This window comes from Streptomyces sp. NPDC001544 (assembly GCF_042894285.1).
Taxonomy (GTDB): Bacteria; Actinomycetota; Actinomycetes; order Streptomycetales; family Streptomycetaceae; genus Streptomyces.
The window spans coordinates 587,437-606,188 of sequence record NZ_JBIAVN010000003.1; the positions used below are offsets into that span (position 1 = coordinate 587,437).

Below are 18,752 nucleotides of genomic sequence, written 5' to 3' on the forward strand. Positions count from 1 at the left end.
ATGTGGTCTAGTCATGCCGTCGACAGCAGCGCCGCCATCGAGCTGGCGCTCATCGGCGTGACCGCGCTCTGCGTGGCCGACATCCACTGTCGCTGACGCCGCCCCCTGGCGTTCGCGTCGCGACGTTTCCTCACCTCTCCGTGACCCGGTCACGGTTTTTTCGACGACCCGGCGCCGGGGCAGACGTCTGTTCATTTTCGTCTCACCCCTCGTCCATCTGTCTCATCATCCGAGAGGTCGTCATTCCGATGCGTCAACCGTCCATCAGAGCGCGCCGCCTGGCCGCGGCATCCGTCAGCCTGGTCGTGGCAGCGGGCGCCGCCGCGTGCGGGCCGAAGGACAACGATGCCAAGGCCTCCGGTGGTGACTCCACGCCCCACAAGGGCGGCACCCTCACGGTCCTCAACTCCGAGCCGCAGACGGACTTCGACCCCGCCCGCCTGTACACCTCCGGCGGCGGCAACGTCCCGTCCCTCGTCTTCCGCACGCTCACCACCCGCAACCGCGAGAACGGCGCGGCCGGCGCCAAGGTCGTCCCCGACCTGGCCACCGACACCGGGCGCCCGAACAAGGACGCGACCGTGTGGACGTACACCCTGAAGAAGGGCCTCAAGTACGAGGACGGCACCCCCATCACCTCGGCCGACATCAAGTACGGCGTCGAGCGTTCCTTCGCCCCCGAACTCTCCGGCGGCGCGCCCTACCTGAGGGACTGGCTGGTCGGCGCGGCGGACTACCAGGGGCCGTACAAGGACAAGAAGGGCCTGTCCGCCATCGAGACGCCGGACAGCCGGACCATCGTCTTCCACCTGAACAAGCCCGAGGGCGAGTTCCCCTACCTGGCCACGCAGACCCAGTTCACGCCGGTCCCGAAGAGCAAGGACACCGGCACCAAGTACGAGAGCCACCCGATCTCCTCGGGCCCGTACAAGGTCGTCAAGAACGAGAACGACGGCGAACACCTGGTCCTGGAGCGCAACAAGTACTGGTCGACGGCCGTCGACGCCGAGCGCAAGGCCTACCCCGACACCGTCGACGTAAGGTCCGGGCTGGACTCCTCCGTGATCAACCAGCGGCTGTCCGCGTCCCAGGGTGCGGACGCCGCCGCGGTCACCACCGACACCAACCTCGGCCCGGCCGAACTCGCCAAGGTGAGCGGTGACAAGGAACTGGCCGCGCGCGTGGGCACCGGCCACTTCGGCTACACGAACTACCTCGCCTTCAACCCGAAGGTGAAGCCGTTCGACAACGCCAAGGTGCGGCAGGCGATCTCCTACGCCATCGACCGGTCCTCCGTCATCAACGCGGCGGGCGGTTCGGCGCTGGCCGAGCCCGCGACCACCTTCCTGCCGGACCAGAAGTCCTTCGGCTACACGCCGTACGACCCCTTCCCGGCAGGAAAGACCGGCGACCCGGCCAAGGCAAAGGAACTGCTGAAGGAGGCCGGCTACAAGTCCGGGCTCACCCTCACCCTCACGCACTCCAACAGCAAGGACTTCGAGACCAGCCCGGAGATCGCGACCGCCGTCCAGGACGCGCTGAAGAAGGCCGGCATCACGGTCAAGCTGCAGGGCCTGGAGGACAACGACTACCGGGACAAGATCCACAGCGTGAAGACCGAGCCCGGTCTCTTCCTCGCCCACTGGGGTGCCGACTGGCCCTCCGGCGGTCCCTTCCTCGCCCCGATCTTCGACGGCCGGCAGATCGTCAAGGACGGCGCCAACTTCAACACCGGGCAGCTGAACGACAAGTCGGTCAACGACGAGATCGACGCGATCAACAAGCTGACCGACCTGCAGGCCGCCGCGAAGCGGTGGGGCGCGCTCGACAAGAGGATCGGCGAGCAGGCCCTCGTCGTGCCGCTGTTCCACCCGGTCTACAAGCGCCTGGTCGGCAAGGACATCAAGAACGTCGTGATCAGCGACTGGACCGGCGTCCTGGACATCTCCCAGGTCGCGGTGAAGTAGCACCGTGAGCGAGGCACTCGTCGCCGTCGAGGCCGCCGGGACGGACACCTCCGTCCCGGCGGCCTCGGGGGCCCGTCAGTTCTGGCGGCGGCTGCGGCAGCAGCGCGCCGCCCTCGTCGCGGCCGTCGTCGTCGCGCTGCTGGTCCTGGTCGCGCTCGCCGCGCCGCTGCTCACCGCCCTGGAGGGCCAGGACCCCACCACGTACCACCCTTCCCTCATCGACTCCGCGCGCGGTGGCGTGCCCGTCGGTTCGTTCGGCGGCGTCAGTGCCGACCACTGGCTCGGCGTGGAGCCGCAGACCGGCCGCGACCTGTTCGCGCGGCTGGTGTACGGGGCACGGGTGTCCCTCGGGGTCGCGCTGGCGGCGACGGTGGTGCAGGTCTCCCTCGGCGTCACCGTCGGTGTCATGGCCGCGCTCGGCAACCGCTGGGTCGACCAACTGCTGAGCCGGGTCACCGACATCATCGTCTCCATGCCGCTGATGATCATGTCGCTGGCGCTGCTCGCGATCGTGCCGTCGAGCTTCCCGCGGCCCGTCCTGGTCACGCTGGTCATCGGCCTCATCGCCTGGGGCAACACGGCGAAGATCGTGCGCGCCCAGACGCTCACCCTGAAGGGGCTCGACTACGTCTTGGCCGCCCGGCTGAGCGGCTGGGGGACCTGGCGCATCGCCCGCCGCGAACTCCTGCCGGGCCTCGCCGCCCCCGTCATCACCTACGCGGCGCTCCTCGTGCCCACCAACATCTCCATCGAGGCGGCCCTGTCCTTCCTCGGTGTCGGCGTGAAGCCGCCGACCCCGTCCTGGGGGCAGATGCTCACCGCCGCCGACGTCTGGTACCAGGCGGCGCCCCAGTACCTGCTGCTGCCCGCGGGCGCGCTCTTCGTCACCGTCCTCGCCCTCACCGTCCTCGGTGACGGCATACGCACGGCCCTCGACCCGCGCGCGGCCTCACGCCTGCGCGTCGGCACCGGCCGGAAGCGGGAGGCCAAGGCATGAACGGCTTCGGAGGTTTCGTCCTGCGCCGCGCCGCCGGCGCCCTGGTCACCCTGTTCGCCATCTCGGTGATCGTCTACGTCGTCTTCTACGCCACCCCAGGCAACGTCGCCCAGATCACCTGCGGCCCGCGCTGCTCGCCGGAGCAGGTGCACCAGGTCGCCCAGCAGCTCCGGCTCGACGACCCGCTGTACGTGCGCTACTGGCACTTCCTCGTCGGTCTGCTGGCCGGCCAGGACTACTCGACGGGAACGTCGGTGGCGCACTGCCCGGCGCCCTGCCTCGGGCTGTCCTACCAGAGTGACCAGCAGGTCACCGACATCATCCTGTCGAAACTCCCGGTCAGCCTGTCGCTGGTCGTGGGCGCGATGGTGCTCTGGCTCGTCCTCGGCGTCGGCACCGGCGTCCTCTCCGCCTGGCGGCGCGGCCGGCTCACCGAACGGGTGCTGACCGCCCTGACCCTGGCGGGCTGGGCCACGCCCGTCTTCGTCATCGGCCTGATCCTGATGATCGTCGTGTGCGGCGAGCTCCAGCTCCTGCCCTTCCCGCAGTACGTGAAGTTCACCGACGACCCCGAGCAGTGGGCGTGGAACCTGCTGCTGCCCTGGCTGTCGCTGGCGCTCGTCGAGGCCGCCGCGTTCGCGCGCCTGACCAGGGCGGCGATGCTGGAGACGCTCGCCGAGGACCACATCCGCACCTTCCGCGCGTACGGCGTGGGGGAGCGGTCGATCGTCGGACGGCACGCGCTGCGCGGCGCGCTGGCGCCCGTCATCGCGCTGAACGCCAACAACGTCGGCTCGGCCGTCGGCGGCGCGGTCCTCACCGAGACCCTCTTCGGCCTGCCCGGCATCGGCCAGGAGCTGGTGCACGCGGTGAACGTCGTCGACCTGCCGGTGGTCGTCGGCATGGTCCTGGTCGTCGGCTTCTTCGTGGTCCTCGCCAACGCCGTCGCGGACGTGCTGTACGCGGTGGCCGACCGACGGGTGGTGCTCGCATGAGCCTGGTGGAAGTCACGGACCTGAGCGTCGCGTTCGGGTCCCTCAGGGCCGTGGACGGACTCTCGTTCCGGCTGGAGCCGGGCGCCGCCCTCGCCCTCGTCGGAGAGTCCGGGTCCGGCAAGTCCACGGTCGCCGGCGCCCTGCTCGGCCTGCACCGGGGCACAGGAGCCCGGGTCGGCGGCTCGGTCCACGTCGCCGGCACCGATGTGCAGCAGGCCTCGGACGAGGAACTGCGTCGGCTGCGCGGGGCGAAGGCCGCCATGGTCTTCCAGGACCCGCTGTCCTCCCTCGACCCGTACTACGCGATCGGCGACCAGATCGCCGAGGTGTACCGCGTGCACACGCGCGCGTCACGGCGGGCGGCACGCGCGCGTGCCGTCGAGGTGCTGGACCGGGTGGGCATCCCGGACGCCTCGCGGCGGTCCCGTTCCCGCCCGCACGAGTTCAGCGGCGGCATGCGCCAGCGCGCCCTGATCGCCATGGCGCTGGCGTGCGAGCCGGAGCTGCTCATCGCCGACGAGCCGACCACCGCCCTCGACGTGACCGTCCAGGCCCAGATCCTCGACCTGCTGCACAACCTGCGCGAGGAGACCGGCATGGGCCTGCTGCTGGTCACCCACGACGTCGGCGTGGCCGCCGAGAGCGTCGACGAGGTGCTGGTCATGCGACACGGCAAGGCGGTCGAGCACGGCTTCGTCGGCTCCGTCCTCGGGGCGCCCACCGAGCCGTACACCCGGGAACTGCTCGGCGCGGTGCCCCGCGTGGACGCGCCGCGCGCCGCCTCGCGGGCGACCGAGGAGGTCGTCCTGGAGGCGACCGGTCTGCGGCGCGAGTTCGGCCGGGGCAAGGGTGCCTTCGCCGCCGTCGACGACGTGTCGCTGACCGTCCACCGGGGCGAGACCCTAGGTGTCGTCGGCGAGAGCGGCAGCGGCAAGACGACGCTCGGGCGCATGCTCGTGGGACTGCTGGAGCCGACGGCGGGCGAGGTCCGCTTCGAGGGCGGCGCCGTGAGCGGCGTGAACCCGGCCGTGCAGATGGTCTTCCAGGACCCCGTCTCCTCCCTCAACCCCCGCCGCAGCGTGGGCGAGTCCATCGCCGACCCGCTGCGCGCGCGGGGAGACCGGGACGAGGAGCGCATCCGCGGGCGCGTGACGGAACTGCTGGAGCGCGTGGGGCTCGAAGGGGCGCACTACGACCGCTACCCGCACGAGTTCAGCGGCGGACAGCGTCAGCGCGTGGGCATCGCGCGGGCCCTCGCGGCCGACCCGCGCGTCATCGTCTGCGACGAACCCGTCTCCGCGCTGGACGTCACCACCCAGGCCCAGGTGGTGGCCCTGCTCGGTGAGCTGCAACGCGAACTCGGGCTCGCGCTGGTGTTCGTGGCGCACGACCTCGCGGTGGTACGACAGGTCAGCGACCGGGTCGCGGTGATGCGCCGCGGGCGGATCGTGGAGTCCGGGCCCGCCGACCAGGTGTACGACCACCCGCAGGACCCGTACACCGAGCAGTTGCTGGCCGCCGTACCCGCCCTCGACCCCGACGTCGCGGCCGAGCGGCGGGCTGCCCGCCGGGAGCCGGCCGCGGCGTGACGCCACGCGTCCTCCCGATCGCTTAGCGCGACAGAACGCGACCCGCACGGGAAAGTTACGACCGTTCACCCCTTTTGGTGGCGCGATGGACAACCGTCCGTCGCGCCACCTGCTTGTCCGCATACGTTCGTCCCGCTGCTAGCCGCCGGGACCAACGGCGGCCGACCAGACGTGAGATCGGGGGTGCACACGTGCGCATCGGACTGCTGACGGAGGGTGGCTATCCGTATGTGGGCGGTGACGCCGGACTCTGGTGCGACCGGCTCGTACGCGGGCTCGGGCAGCACGAGTTCGACATCTACGCGCTCAGCCGCAGCCGGCGTCAGGAGGACCAGGGATGGGTCCCGCTGCCACCGCACGTCAGCCGGGTGCGCACCGCACCGCTGTGGACCGCCGAGGACGACGGGGCGGCATACGGCAGGCGCGCGCGCCGACGCTTCACCGAGTGCTACGGCGAACTCGCCGCGGCGGTCTGTGCCGGGCCGGACGCCACGTCCGACGCCGGATCCCACGCCGCCTCGGACGCCGCGTCCGGCACGGCCTCGGGCACGGCCGCCGGAGCAGGCCCGCACGGGGCCTCCGACGCGGTCTCCGTCGCTGCCCCGCCTCACCTGACGGACCGTTTCGGCAATGCGCTGTTCGAACTCGCCGAACTGGCCCGCGAACAGGGCGGGTTACCCGGCGCGCTGCGCTCCGAGACCGCCGTACGCGCCCTGGAGCGCGCCTGTCGCGCGCCCGGCGCCCAGCGAGCGGCGCGCGAGGCCCGCGTTCCCGAACTGCTCACCGTCGCCGCCCGTCTCGAACGCGTCCTGCGCCCCCTCGCCCTCGACTGGTACGCGGACGACGGCCTCGGCTCGGTGGACCTGTGCCACGCGGCGGCCGGCGGCCCCGCGGCCCTGACCGGACTCCTCGCCGGCCACTTCTGCGAGGTACCGCTGCTGGTCACCGAGTACGGCGTACAGCTGCGCTCCCACTACCTGACCTCCGGCCCCGGCACCGCGGCCCCGGCCGTACGATCCCTGCTCGCCGCCTTCCACCGCCTGCTCGCCACCGAGGTCTACCGGCGGGCCGCGATCATCACGCCCGGCAACGCCCACGCCCGCCGCTGGCAGGAGCGCTGCGGCGCGGACCGCGCCCGGATCCGCACCGTTTACCCGGGGCTGGAGGCATCCCGCTTCGCGGAGGCCGGCGAGTCCCCGGACCGCGCCGATCCGGACACCCTGGTCTGGGTCGGCCGGGTGGACCCGGCCAAGGACCTCGTGTCGCTGCTGCACGCCTTCGCCGAGGTACGCAGGGCCGAGCCCGCGGCACGGCTGCGCATCGTGGGCGCGGCGACCGGACGCGAGGCCCAGGAGTACCTGGGCCATTGCAAGGTGCTCGCCGCCCAGCTCTTCCCGGACGAGGCGACGGGCGCCCACGCGGTCGGCGAGAACCCCGTCTCCTTCGAGGAGATCGGCGCTCCGGAGGCACCCACCCTCGCCGACGCCTACGCGGCGGGCACCGTCGTCGTCCTCTCCAGCGTCGTCGAGGGCTTCCCGGTCAGCCTGGTCGAAGCCATGTTCTGCGGCCGGGCCACGGTGTCCACGGACGTCGGCGCGGTGGTCGAGGCCGTCGGCGGCACGGGACTCGTCGTCCCCCCGCGCAATCCGCGGGCGCTCGCCGAGGCGTGCGTGGCACTCCTGCGCGACCCCGAGCGTCGTGCGCGCCTGGGGGCCGCCGCCCGCGCCCGCGCCCTCGAACTGTTCACCGTCGAGCAGAACGTCGCCGCGTTCCACCGCATCTACCTGGAGATCGTCGCGCACTGCCCCGTGCGCCGCCCGATCCTCGACGAGACCGGTGACCCCCTCCCGTTCGCCGTCCCCGCCGAGGCCCACCTGCCCGGCCACTGGCCCGACCCCGCGGCCCGCGTCGTCGGCCACGGTGGCCCGGGACGGTCCGGCGGCGACGCACTGGCACGGGCCACCGGGCCGGCGACGGAGGGGGCACGATGAGCAGCCTGGAGGAACTGGACCACCCGGGAACCCCCGACGGTCCCGGAGCATGGGCCCACGACGGCACCGAGGACTCGGACGGCACCCGCGGGCACGCCCGCCGCCGAGGGGCCGCCGACCCGGTCAAGGGGCTGATGCACCGTCACCGCGCGCTGTGCGAAGGGGCCGTGGACCCGCTGGAGATCGCGGCGGGCCTCGAGGCACACGGCGTCACCGACCGGACCGCCGCACGCTTCCGGCACCGGGACGTCTTCTCGCTCGCCGAGGAGATGTTCGCCCGCGTGTCCCGCGACGGCGAAACCCGTACGCCCGCAGACACCACCACACCTCCCCGGGCGCACCTCGGCTGGGCGCTGCTCACCCTCCTGCCCGGCGCCCTCGGCGCGGCGGTGGTGACAGGACTGCACATCACCCCTGGCCGGCCGCGTCCTGTCATCGCCGCGGCCGGCCTCCTCGCCGTGCTCCTCGCCTTACGCGCGGTCCTGCGCCGGGGCCCGCTGAGCACACCGGCCGACACACGCGCGTGGCACACGGCGACCGGCACACGCGTGTCGACCGCGTGGCTGCTGGCCTACGCCCTGCTCGGCGACGGCCTGCTCCGAGCCGCCCTCGACGGCGGCCCCCACGGGCTGCCGAGCACGACGGACGGCCCCTGGCCCCTGGCCACCGCACCCTTCCTGGCCCTCCTCCTGAGCTGCGCGCCGGCGGCCTGGTGCGCCCACCTGTTCACCGTGCGGGCCCGCCGCAGACTCGCGTCCAGCCGGGGCCTGGAGGAGTTCTCCGCCGCCGTGCGACCGCTGCTGTTCGGCGCGTTCGTCCTCTACCTCGGCGCCCTCGCCGCCCTGCTCGCCCTCTGCGGCGCGGCCCTGCATCAGCCCGCCGGCCACCCCCAGGCCCTCGCCCTGGGCGGCCTCCTCCTGACGGCCCGCCTGCTCACCGTCCACCGTCACCGCCACGCCCCGGCGCTCGTCCTGGCCGCCGCAGCCGTGACCGAGGCCGCGGCCCCCGCCCTGATCCTCGCGGGCCGCCTGACCGGACGCCCCTTCCTGGCCACCCCCGTCCAGTCCCTCGTGGACACCTGGGGCCCGGGGAGCGTACCCACTCTCGTCTGCGCGACCGCTGCCCTGGCCCTGCTGGTCCACGCCGGCCGCGCCCTCACCCGGGCCTCGGCCCACGCACCGGCGGAGGACCGGACGGACCGGGCGGAACGGTCGGGCCGGATGGAAGACCCGACGGCAGAGGGGACGCGAGACCGGACATGACGAGAGACCGGACATGACGGACCCACGGTCGGCTCCCCGCCCCATGGCGGCCGCCCCGTGATCTGACCACCCAGCCGCAGGCGCCGGCCCACCGCCGGAGGCAACCGCACCACCCCCCTTGAAGGAGAACACCAGATGACCACCTCCCGACCCGGAGCATCCGGAGCCACCGGAGCATCCGGAGCACGCACCCCGGGAGCCGCCCGATGAGAGTCCTGCTGATCGGAGCAAACGGCTACCTCGGCCGCTTCGTCGCCGACCGCCTGCTCGCCGACCCGGCCGTCCAGCTCACCGCACTCGGCCGCGGCGACGACGCCGACGTCCGCTTCGACCTCGCGACGGGCAGCCCCGGCGCCCTCACCCGCTTCCTCGACGCGGTCCACCCGGGCGTCGTCATCAACTGCGCGGGAGCCACCCGCGGTGGTGCCCGCGAGCTCACCCGGCACAACACCGTCGCCGTCGCCACCGTCTGCGAAGCCATGCGCCGCAGCGGCTGCGTCGCCCGGCTGGTGCAGATCGGATGCGGCTCCGAGTACGGTCCCAGCCAACCCGGCTCCTCCACCGCCGAGGACGCCGTGCCCCGCCCCGGCGGGCCGTACGGCGTCAGCAAGCTCGCGGCCACCGAACTGGTCCTCGGCTCCGGCCTCGACGCCGTCGTACTGCGCGTCTTCTCCCCCGTCGGCCCCGGCACGCCGGCCGGGTCCCCGCTCGGCCGGCTCGCCGAGGCGATGCGCCGCGCCATGCAGTCCGGCGACGGCGAGCTCAAGCTCGGCGGGCTCGGTGTCCAGCGGGACTTCGTCGACGTACGCGACGTCGCCCGCGCCGTCCACGCCGCCTCGCTGTCCGCCGCGCAGGGGGTCATCAACATCGGCTCGGGTCGCGCCGTGCGCCTGAGGGACGCCGCCTCCGTCCTCGCCCGAGTGGCCGGGTACGGCGGCGCACTGCACGAACTCGACGGACCGCCCGGACCGCTGCGGCCCCCCATCGGCCACCCCCGCCCCGACGGCGACCACTCCCCGGTGGCGTACCCGTACCCGGACGGGTGTGGCAGCTGGCAGCAGGCCGACGTGCGGACCGCCCGGGACCGCCTCGGCTGGCGACCGCGGATCAACCTCGAGGAGTCCCTGGCCGACATCTGGATGGAGGCGGCATGCCGCATGTGAGCGGCACCAGGTCGGGCACGGCGAGTACCGGCGTCCGTACCGGCCTGGGCGTGCCCGGCTACGCCCACCCTCTCGTCGCGCCGACCGACTGGGCCGGACTGACCCGGCCCGGCACGCCCCTGGACTGGGTCGTCCTCGACGTCGCCCAGGGCCCCGGCGTCCGCCCCGACCCGGACTGTCTCCAGGCGGCGGGTCGGCTGCGCAACGCCGGTGTCCGCGTCCTCGGCCACCTCGACGTCGCGTACGGCACCCGGGCCTTCGGCGAGCTGGTCGCCGACGCGCACCGCTTCCTCGACTGGTACCAGGCCGACGGCTTCCTGCTGGACCGCTGCCCCGCCGAACGCGCCGCGCTCGGCGAGGTCCGCCGCACGGTCGCCGCCCTCCGTGTGCTCCGCCACGACGCCCACATCGTCCTCGGCCACGGCACCCACCCGTATCCGGGCTACGCCGAGAACGCCGACCAGTTGGTGACCTTCTCCGGCTCCTGGAGCGACTACCGCTGGTCGCAGGTCGCCGAGTGGACCACCGACTACCCGCCGGACCGCTTCTGCCACTTCGTGCACGGTGTGCCCCGCGGCCACCTCGACGAGGCGCTGCGCATCGCCCGCTGGCAGGGCGCGGCGACCATCTGGTTCACCGACCGCACGGACCGCGGCGGCCGCGCCGACCCCTGGCAGGGCATGCCCGGCTACTGGGACGAGATCGTCTCGCGTGTCGGAACGGGTGTCTCGGAATGAAAAAGGCCGTGGCAGTGTTACGGGAAGAACAACCGTACTGTTTGACCGACCAACGGAGTCCCCGTGTCGCTGCCACCCCTGGTCGAGCCCGCTCCTGAGCTCACCGTAGACGAGGTCCGCCGGTACTCCCGCCACCTGATCATCCCGGACGTCGGGATGGACGGGCAGAAGCGGCTGAAGAACGCCAAGGTGCTCTGCGTGGGCGCCGGCGGCCTGGGCTCGCCGGCGCTGATGTACCTGGCCGCCGCGGGCGTCGGCACGCTCGGCATCGTGGAGTTCGACGAGGTCGACGAGTCGAACCTGCAGCGCCAGATCATCCACAGTCAGTCCGACATCGGACGCTCCAAGGCCGAGTCCGCGCGGGACAGCGTCAAGGGCATCAACCCCTACGTGAACGTGATCCTTCACCAGGAGCGGCTCGAGGCCGACAACGTGATGGACATCTTCAGCCAGTACGACCTGATCGTCGACGGCACGGACAACTTCGCGACCCGTTACCTGGTCAACGACGCGTGCGTGCTGCTGAACAAGCCGTACGTGTGGGGTTCGATCTACCGCTTCGACGGTCAGGCCTCGGTCTTCTGGTCCGAGCACGGCCCCTGCTACCGCTGCCTCTACCCGGAGCCCCCGCCCCCCGGCATGGTTCCCTCCTGCGCCGAGGGCGGCGTCCTGGGCGTGCTGTGCGCGTCCATCGGCTCCATCCAGGTCACCGAGGCGATCAAGGTCCTCACCGGCATCGGTGATCCGCTGGTCGGCCGCCTGATGATCTACGACGCGCTGGAGATGCAGTACCGCCAGGTCAAGGTCCGCAAGGACCCGAACTGCGCCGTCTGCGGCGACAACCCGACCGTCACCGAGCTCATCGACTACGAGGCCTTCTGCGGCGTCGTCTCCGAGGAGGCCCAGGCGGCGGCCGCCGACTCCACGATCACTCCCAAGCAGCTCAAGGAGTGGATCGACGAGGGCGAGAGCATCGAGATCATCGACGTCCGGGAGCCCAACGAGTACGAGATCGTCTCCATCCCCGGCGCCCGGCTGATCCCGAAGAACGAGTTCCTCATGGGCACCGCCCTCGAAGGCCTCCCGCAGGACAAGAAGATCGTCCTGCACTGCAAGACGGGCGTCCGTAGCGCGGAGGTCCTCGCCGTCCTGAAGTCCGCGGGCTTCTCGGACGCCGTACACGTCGGCGGCGGCGTCATCGGCTGGGTCAACCAGATCGAACCGGACAAGCCCGTCTACTGAGCCGCGGCTCGCCCCGCTCGTCCCGCTCGTCCCGCGTCGGGGGCTTCGTGCACCAAGACTGCGTGGAGCCCCCGACGTCGTCATGAGCAGACCTTGCCGTCCTTCGGTGCCGTGCCGTTCAGCAGATAGGCGTTCACCGTCGAGTCGACGCAGTCGCTCCCGCGGCCGTAGGCCACGTGGCCCTCGCCCTTCCAGGTGAGCTCGATGCCGACGCCCCGGCCCAGTTCGTCGGCCATTTCGCGGGTGCCCTCGTACGGCGTCGCCGGGTCGCCGGTGTTGCCGACCAGGAGGATCGGCGCCGCGCCCGGTGCGCTCACCTCCGGGGTCTCGAACTGTCCGGCCACCGGCCAGTCGTGGCACCAGCCGGCCGTGTCCCAGCCCAGGAAGTCCCCGAAGACCGGCGAGATCTTCTCGAACTCGGGCAGCAGCTTCCTCGTCTCCCGGAGCGTGGGCCGCTCCTTGTCGTCCAGGCACGATATGACCCGTTGGGCGTGGGTCGCCGTGCCGTAGTGCCCCGCGGAGTCCCGTTCGTTGTAGTCGTCGGCGAGTGCGAGCAGTTCCGTACCGTCTCCCTCTTCCGCCGCCGCCAGAGCGCTGGTCAGTTCCGGCCAGCGGGACTCGCTGTACAGCGGCAGGACGATGCCGGTGACGGCCTGTGTCTGCGTCAGTTTCCGCCCGGAAGAGGTGGGCAGCGGCCGCGCGTCGATGCGCTTCAGCAGGTCCGCGATCTTCTGTGTGCCCTGCTTCGGGTCCTGGCTCCGCGACCTCAGGTAGTCGTCGAGTGCCCGCTGGAAGCCCCTGGCCTGGTTCTCGGCGTGGCCCACGGCGTCCGCGCTGGGGTCGACCACCGCGTCGAGGACCAGGCGGCCCACGTGCTTCGGGAACAAGTGGGCGTACACGCCGCCCAGTTCGGTCCCGTAGGAGAAGCCGAAATAGTGCGTCCTGGCGTCGCCGAGCACCTGGCGGATCAGGTCCATGTCGCGGGCGGTGTCGGTGGTCGAGACATGGGCCATCAGTTTCCCGGCGGCTCGCGCACAGCCTTTGCCGAAGTCGGTGGCGTCCTGGAGGTAGGCCCTCTCCTCGGCCGGGGTGTCGGGGGTGGCGTCCACCGACTCGGCGGCCTGGATGTCCTTGTCGCTGCGGCAGCGGATGCCCTCGCTCGCCCCGACCCCGCGCGGGTCCCAGCTCACCAGGTCGTACCGCTCGCGCAGCGCGGACATGGTGGCCCCGAAGGCCGGCATGGCCGACACGCCCGAGCCGCCGGGTCCGCCGAAGTTGAACAGCAGCGAGCCGATGCGGTCACCGCCGGTGGCCTTCGCGCGGACGAGCGCCAGGCCGATGGTGTCGCCCTCGGGCCTGCTCCAGTCGAGCGGCGCCTTCAGCGTCGCGCACTGCCACTCACCGCTCGGCGCGGAAGAGCCCCCAGTGGCCTTGCAACGGCCCCAGCCGAGCTTCTGCGACGCGAGCGAGGCCGGGAGGTCCGCGGCGGACGTGCCGGTCGGCGTCGCCGATGGCGGGCCGGACCGCCCCTTGCCCTCTTCCGCGCCCGACGACCCGCCGCTGCACCCGGCCACCAGCAGCGCGGCGGCGACCGCGGCCGACCACCGTACGAAACGCGACATGCGCACCCCCGTTCCCGTGCCCTCCGCGTCTCGTGGCGGTGAGCTCTCCGGCCATGGTAGGCGGATCTTCCGGAACCGTTTCCGGCCTGTGGATAACTTCCTGACCTGCGCATTCATGGGGATTTCGAGGTCGTCGGGAACAGCGTGGTCGTCCGGAACAGCGTCACGAACAGACCGTCCCGGCGGCGGGCACCTTCCCGTCCAGCAGATAACCGTTCACCGCGTCCTGCACGCACCTGTTCTTGCTGTCGTACGCGCCGTGTCCCTGTCCCCTGTACGTCAGCTCGACTCCGACGCCCTTCCCGAGCGCGTCCACCATCTTCTTCGCACCCTCGTACGGGGTCGCCGGATCACCGGTGTTGCCGACGACGAGGATCGGCGCCGACCCGGGGGCGCTCACGTCGGGATGCTCGGCGGCGCCCGGCACGGCCCAGCCGGTGCAGCCGACCAGACCCCACGCCAGGTAGTCCCCGAACAGGGCCGAGGCGGCGCGGAACTCGGGCAGTTGCTGCTGGACGTAGGCGGTGGTGTAGCGGGATTTCTCGTCGGAGCAGTTGATGGCGATGTTCGCCGCGGTGATGTTGCTGTACTCGCCGTTCTCGTCGCGGCCGTTCATCGAGTCGGACAGCAGCATGAGGATCTTGCCGTCGCCGCCGTAGGCCTGCTGCAGTCCCTCGGTGAGGTACTCCCAGAAGTCCTTCGAGTACAGGGACTGCGCGATGCCGTTGGTCGCGTCGGTCTGGGTCAGCTCACGTGGGAAGACCCCGGGGATCGGCTTGCGCTCGAGGTCGCTCAGCAGCTTGGCGATGCGGGCCTTGACGTCCTGCGGGGTGTCGCCGATCGGGCACTCGGTGGTCTTGGAGGTGCAGTCCTCGGCGAAGTTGTCCAGCGCGAGCTGGAAGCCCCTGGCCTGCCCGAGCGAGCTCTGTTCGGCGTTCTGCGTGGGGTCGACGACCGCGTCGAACACCGCGCGGCCGACGTGCTTCGGGAAGAGGTGGGCGTAGACGGCGCCCAGCTCGGTGCCGTAGGAGATGCCGAAGTAGTACAGCTTGGCGTCGCCGAGGACCTTCCGCATCAGGTCCATGTCGCGGGCCGCGTCCGTGGTGCGCACATGCGGCAGGATCTTCCCCGAGTGCTTCTCGCAGGCCGCGTTGAACATCTTCGTGCGGTCCAGGAGCCGGGCCCGTTCGGCGGCGTTGTCCGGTGTGGCGTCCTGCTGGAAGTACTCGTCGAGCTGGGCGTCGCTCTCGCACTCCACGGGGGAGCTGCGGCCCACGCCGCGCGGGTCGAAGCTGACCAGGTCGTAGCGGGTGCGCAGCTTGGCGTAGTCCTCGCCGAACGCGGGCAGCGTGGTGACCCCGCTGCCGCCGGGCCCGCCGAAGTTGAACACCAGCGAACCGATGCGCCTGCTCGCCGGTCCGCTCGCCGCGGACCGGATCAGCGCGAGGCCGATGCGATCGCCGTTCGGCTTGCTCCAGTCGAGCGGCGCCTGCAGCGTGGCGCACTGCCACGCCGTCCCGCCCGGCAGCGGCGAGGGGGCGCTGCCACCGCCCTCCGCCGCCGAAGGAGCGGGGCAGTCCTTCCAGTCCAGTTTCTGCGCCGTCAGGTCTCCGTCCTTGCCGCCGCCACCGCACCCCGCCGGCAGCAAGGACAGCAGCACGGCGGACGCCAGGGCGGCGGCTCGGATCCGGAAGCGGCGCATACCTCCATCCTGGGGGCGCGTCCGCCGGGGCGCGCGGGGCGCGGGCCGTACGAGGTACGCCCCGCGTGCGTCCGGGCCGGAGTACGCCGGGCAGGGCCTACAGTGCGCCCTTGCGCGTCAGCTGGTTGAAGGCCAGCCAGCCCGGCAGGACCGGCAGCCACAGCGTCAGCAGCCTAAACAGCAGGACGGCCGGTGCGGCGACCTCCTTGGGCAGGCCGACGGCGATGAGCCCGACGGTCAGGGTGGCCTCGACCGCGCCGACGCCGCCCGGGGTCGGCGCCGCGGAACCGAGCGCGTTGCCGGCCAGGAAGACGACGGCGACGCTGGCGATGCTCAGCGAGGTCGTGCCGTCACCGAACGCCCGGATCGACGCGTCCAGGCACATCACGAAGCAGGCCGTCAGCAGCAGCATGCCGCCGATGCCGGTGACCAGCTTCTGCGGGCGCTGCAGAACGTCCAGCATGCGCGGCACAACACCGGCGAACAGCGACCGCACGCGCGTGACCACGAACTTCCGCAGGAACGGCACCGAGGTCACCACGAGTACGAGCACCGCCACCGTCAGCAGACCGGCGATGACCGTCCGGGACGGGGAAAGCGACGGCGTCTTCTCGGTTCCGGTCAGATAGCCGAAGGACAGCAGCATCAGGATGTGGCAGCCGAGCCCGGCGAGCTGCGAGCCGCCGACGCTCGCCACCGCGAGCCCCGGCCGCACTCCGGCGCGCTGCAGGAACCGCGTGTTGAGCGCCACACCACCGACCGCGGCGGGTGCCACGATCTTCACGAATGAGCCGGCCACCTGAGCCGCCACGGCCCGCGCGAACGACACCCGCTCCGGCACGAACCCGAGGAGCTGCATCGCCGCCGCGACGTAACTGAGTGCGGCGAACAGCACGGCCGCGACGACCCAGCCCCACTGTGCGTTCGCCACGAGCGGTCCGAACTCGATGTGCGTGAGCTGCGTCAGCAGGAAGTACGCGCCGATCGCGCCGGCGATGAAACTGATCAACGTGCGCGGTCGTACCCGCTCCAGCCGGGCCGGCTCCACGGGCGCCTGAGGCCTGATGCGCAGCACCTGGTGCCGGATCTGGGTGAGCAGGTCCTCCTCGCGCGCTTCCTCCAGGGCCTCGTCGATGGCCCGCTTCTCGGCCCGCTGCTCGGCCCGCACGGTCTTCTTGTCGGGCTTCTCCAGCGCGGGTCTGCTGTCGTCCGAGGCTTCCTCCAGGCGGGCCTGTTTGGCCTGCCGGGACGCCTCGAGCACGGCGTCACGCTCGCGTTGGGCCCGCTCCCGGGCCAGTTTGCGCAGCGTCGCGCGCGTGGAGCGGGTCAGTGCGATCGGCTGGAGCATCGGCAGGCAGTCTGCGACCGCGTCGGGGCCGAGGACACCGACCGCGGAGGCCACCGCCCGTTCGGCGCCCACCCGCAGGCCGAGCGTCGTGACCAGCTGGGCGACGTCCATGCGCAGCAGGAGGTCACCGGCCGCGATCTCGCCGCCGCGCAGGTCGGTGAGGATCACCGTGCCGGAACGATCCACCATAATCGCGTCACCCGCGAGCCTGCGGTGCGCGATGCGCCGGGACTGCAGGGCCTGCACCTGGTGCCAGGTGTTGCGCAACAGGTCGTCGGTGATCTCCTCGTCGGCCAGCGAGTCGAGGGTGCGCCCGCCGGTGTGCTGGTAGACGAGCATGACGGCGTCGGGGCCCAGCTCCGAGGTGGCGATCAGCTTCGGCGCGTTGGCACCCGCCGCGATGGCCGCATACGCCAGCAGCGCCTCCTGTTCGAGAGCCTGGCGCAGCGACTGGAGGCTGGAGCGGGTGGCGAAGCCGCGCAGGGTGAGGTTGCGCCACGCGCGGTAGAAGAAGCCCTGGGCCTGCTGCTCCCGGTCGACGACCGTGACGTCCAGCGGCGGGCCGTCCTCCAGGGTGACGAAGTAGCGTCGGCCGCGGTCCCCGTCGGTGTCCGGGGCGTCCTCGCGGGCCGCGCTGACCGGGTGGAAACCGACGTGCCGCAGTCCTGCCATCAGGGTCTGTCCGGTGGGCCGGACGTTGGGGGAGCCGACCGCGTACAGGGTGCCGTAGGCCACCGTCCAGCCGATCAGCACGGTCAGGATGATCGAGAACGGTGTCGTGTAGCCGGTGACCAGCATCGAGAAGGCGTCGAGCAGCAGCACGATCCACAGCACCGCCCGCCAGCGTGGCCGCCGGGACATGCCCACGGCCGTCATGTAGGCGATGACGGGGGCGAGGTAGCCGTGGACCGGGTCGGTCAGGGCGTGGATGTCACCGGGGGAGGGCTGGGTGAGCGCGTCCTGGATGGACGGCGGGGCGGCCCGGGCGACCCACAGGTCGGTGGCGAGCGTCACACCGTGCGCGAGGACCGCCGCGAGCACGCCGTCGGCGATGCGCAGCCCGTCCCGTTTGATCAGCCGCTCGATCGCGAACGCGACCGGGACCAGCAGGATCGCGATGCTCGACGCCAGCCCCGCGAACCTGATCAGCAGGTCGGGTGCCTGGCCGGTGCCCTTGTTGATGTCCTGTTCGAGGCCCGAGGTGGTCCCGTGGGCGAACGCGGCGATCGCCAGCAGTACGGCGACGGCGAGGATGCCCACCAGCAGCCGCATCAGGTCGGAGGGACGGTGCACGCGCGCGGGGAGCAGCGGTTCGTCGCCCTCCACGGCGTCGGCGTGCACCTCCTCAGCAGCGGGTCCGGGGCCGGGGGCGGCATCCTTGTCGGGCCGCCGGGTGTCCCCGGGGCCGGAGTCCTGCCCGCGCGGTCCGGCGGTGCCCGGGCGCGACGCCGCTGCAGAGGTGCCCTCCGCGCCTTCGGGGTGCACGCCCTGCTGTTTCATCGTCTCTTCTTGGTCTCGTATCACCAGTCACCGCCCGCACGATGGTGGCATGTCGCACCGACACACGGGGGCATCAGGGTGCAAACGCGGGGGCGCACAGTCTGCCGGAAGCGCCGCCGGAGGGCGAGAGGTGGTCCTGCCGCGGCCCGCGTCCCGTTGTCGGTGGCGTGCGGCAGGATGGGGCGGATGAGCGAGCAGGGGTTTCCGGAGGACGCGGGCGCGGAGTACGCGGACGCGCTCCCGAGGTACGCCGAGCGGGTCCTCGACGTGGCCGAGCGCATCCCGCCGGGGCGGGTCATGACGTACGGGGACGTCGCGGAGTGGCTGCAGGAGGGCGGCCCGCGCCAGGTGGGCCGGGTGATGGCCCTGTACGGCGGAGCCGTCCCGTGGTGGCGGGTCGTCCGCGCGGACGGCGTCCTGCTGCCCGGCCACGAGCTGCGCGCACTCGAGCGGTACCGCGCCGAGGGCACCCCCCTGAAGGAGGCGGCCAGAGCGGCCGAGGGCCATCTGCCCCGCCTCGACATGAGGCGGGCCCGATGGGACGGCGACGAGTGCGCGGAGGTTCACACCTGACAGCTTCCGCCATCGGACACCGAAGAGGGGAACCTGTGGCCCGTAAGGGGGACAGGGGGGACGT

14 protein-coding genes are annotated in these 18,752 nt (G+C 72.1%); 11 read left to right on the plus strand and 3 right to left on the minus strand.

Features of this window, described 5'->3' with window-relative positions; genetic code table 11:
- The 10 genes from ACFY0F_RS12690 (at nt 1) to moeZ (ending at nt 11,943) form a co-directional block, all read left to right on the plus strand.
- Complete coding sequence (locus ACFY0F_RS12690) at nt 1–96, plus strand: Ms4533A family Cys-rich leader peptide (RefSeq protein ID WP_338058722.1); 96 nt, start codon at nt 1–3, stop codon at nt 94–96.
- Nucleotides 97–248: 152 nt separating this feature from the next.
- Nucleotides 249–1,967: an ABC transporter substrate-binding protein gene (locus tag ACFY0F_RS12695; RefSeq protein ID WP_388792342.1), complete on the plus strand. Its 1,719-nt coding sequence runs from the start codon at nt 249–251 to the stop codon at nt 1,965–1,967.
- Nucleotides 1,968–1,971: 4 nt separating this feature from the next.
- Entirely contained in the window at nt 1,972–2,964 is a 993-nt protein-coding gene (locus tag ACFY0F_RS12700; protein WP_388792344.1) for an ABC transporter permease, read from the plus strand.
- Nucleotides 2,961–3,959, plus strand: a complete 999-nt coding sequence (locus tag ACFY0F_RS12705) for an ABC transporter permease (RefSeq protein ID WP_388792346.1) — start codon at nt 2,961–2,963, stop codon at nt 3,957–3,959. Before ACFY0F_RS12700 ends, ACFY0F_RS12705 begins: the two co-directional genes overlap by 4 nt.
- A complete protein-coding gene (locus tag ACFY0F_RS12710; RefSeq protein WP_388792348.1) occupies nt 3,956–5,548 on the plus strand; it encodes a dipeptide ABC transporter ATP-binding protein in 1,593 nt (530 codons plus the stop codon). The genes ACFY0F_RS12705 and ACFY0F_RS12710 overlap by 4 nt, the downstream gene beginning before the upstream one ends.
- A 191-nt stretch (nt 5,549–5,739) precedes the next feature.
- Entirely contained in the window at nt 5,740–7,539 is a 1,800-nt protein-coding gene (locus ACFY0F_RS12715) for a DUF3492 domain-containing protein (RefSeq protein WP_388792350.1), read from the plus strand.
- The gene (locus tag ACFY0F_RS12720) at nt 7,536–8,801 is read left to right on the plus strand and encodes a hypothetical protein (RefSeq protein WP_388792351.1); all 1,266 of its coding nucleotides are present in this window, start codon (nt 7,536–7,538) and stop codon (nt 8,799–8,801) included. The genes ACFY0F_RS12715 and ACFY0F_RS12720 overlap by 4 nt, the downstream gene beginning before the upstream one ends.
- A 206-nt stretch (nt 8,802–9,007) precedes the next feature.
- Nucleotides 9,008–9,964: an NAD-dependent epimerase/dehydratase family protein gene (locus tag ACFY0F_RS12725; RefSeq protein ID WP_388792353.1), complete on the plus strand. Its 957-nt coding sequence runs from the start codon at nt 9,008–9,010 to the stop codon at nt 9,962–9,964.
- Nucleotides 9,952–10,701, plus strand: coding sequence for a spherulation-specific family 4 protein (locus ACFY0F_RS12730; RefSeq protein ID WP_388792355.1), 750 nt, complete (start codon nt 9,952–9,954; stop codon nt 10,699–10,701). The genes ACFY0F_RS12725 and ACFY0F_RS12730 overlap by 13 nt, the downstream gene beginning before the upstream one ends.
- Nucleotides 10,702–10,764: 63 nt before the next feature.
- Nucleotides 10,765–11,943 carry an adenylyltransferase/sulfurtransferase MoeZ gene (gene moeZ / locus ACFY0F_RS12735; RefSeq protein WP_388792357.1) on the plus strand — a complete coding sequence of 393 codons (1,179 nt, stop codon included), beginning with the start codon at nt 10,765–10,767 and terminating at the stop codon, nt 11,941–11,943.
- 80 nt (nt 11,944–12,023) lie between these two features.
- Here the strand turns inward: moeZ and ACFY0F_RS12740 are convergent, their stop codons facing one another.
- From ACFY0F_RS12740 to ACFY0F_RS12750, 3 genes are all read right to left on the minus strand, one after another.
- Nucleotides 12,024–13,565, minus strand: a complete 1,542-nt coding sequence (locus ACFY0F_RS12740) for an alpha/beta hydrolase (RefSeq protein ID WP_388792359.1) — start codon at nt 13,563–13,565, stop codon at nt 12,024–12,026.
- A gap of 163 nt (nt 13,566–13,728) precedes the next feature.
- Nucleotides 13,729–15,267: an alpha/beta hydrolase gene (locus ACFY0F_RS12745; protein ID WP_388792361.1), complete on the minus strand. Its 1,539-nt coding sequence runs from the start codon at nt 15,265–15,267 to the stop codon at nt 13,729–13,731.
- Nucleotides 15,268–15,364: 97 nt separating this feature from the next.
- Nucleotides 15,365–18,115, minus strand: coding sequence for a lysylphosphatidylglycerol synthase domain-containing protein (locus ACFY0F_RS12750; protein ID WP_388792363.1), 2,751 nt, complete (start codon nt 18,113–18,115; stop codon nt 15,365–15,367).
- A gap of 186 nt (nt 18,116–18,301) precedes the next feature.
- On the opposite strand from ACFY0F_RS12750, the gene ACFY0F_RS12755 reads away from it, so the two are divergent.
- Nucleotides 18,302–18,688 (plus strand): MGMT family protein, encoded by a 387-nt coding sequence (locus ACFY0F_RS12755; protein WP_388792364.1) that lies wholly within the window; start codon nt 18,302–18,304, stop codon nt 18,686–18,688.
- Nucleotides 18,689–18,752 lie beyond the last annotated feature (64 nt).

Bases quoted from the DNA above. Each gene is read 5' to 3' on its own strand.
- ACFY0F_RS12690 (WP_338058722.1), top strand. From the start codon at position 1: ATGTGGTCTAGTCATGCCGTCGACAGCAGCGCCGCCATCGAGCTGGCG.
- ACFY0F_RS12745 (WP_388792361.1), bottom strand. From the start codon at position 15,267: ATGCGCCGCTTCCGGATCCGAGCCGCCGCCCTGGCGTCCGCCGTGCTG.
- ACFY0F_RS12740 (WP_388792359.1), bottom strand. From the start codon at position 13,565: ATGTCGCGTTTCGTACGGTGGTCGGCCGCGGTCGCCGCCGCGCTGCTG.
- ACFY0F_RS12755 (WP_388792364.1), top strand. From the start codon at position 18,302: ATGAGCGAGCAGGGGTTTCCGGAGGACGCGGGCGCGGAGTACGCGGAC.
- ACFY0F_RS12750 (WP_388792363.1), bottom strand. From the start codon at position 18,115: ATGAAACAGCAGGGCGTGCACCCCGAAGGCGCGGAGGGCACCTCTGCA.
- ACFY0F_RS12710 (WP_388792348.1), top strand. From the start codon at position 3,956: ATGAGCCTGGTGGAAGTCACGGACCTGAGCGTCGCGTTCGGGTCCCTC.
- ACFY0F_RS12720 (WP_388792351.1), top strand. From the start codon at position 7,536: ATGAGCAGCCTGGAGGAACTGGACCACCCGGGAACCCCCGACGGTCCC.
- ACFY0F_RS12730 (WP_388792355.1), top strand. From the start codon at position 9,952: ATGCCGCATGTGAGCGGCACCAGGTCGGGCACGGCGAGTACCGGCGTC.
- ACFY0F_RS12705 (WP_388792346.1), top strand. From the start codon at position 2,961: ATGAACGGCTTCGGAGGTTTCGTCCTGCGCCGCGCCGCCGGCGCCCTG.
- ACFY0F_RS12725 (WP_388792353.1), top strand. From the start codon at position 9,008: ATGAGAGTCCTGCTGATCGGAGCAAACGGCTACCTCGGCCGCTTCGTC.
- ACFY0F_RS12695 (WP_388792342.1), top strand. From the start codon at position 249: ATGCGTCAACCGTCCATCAGAGCGCGCCGCCTGGCCGCGGCATCCGTC.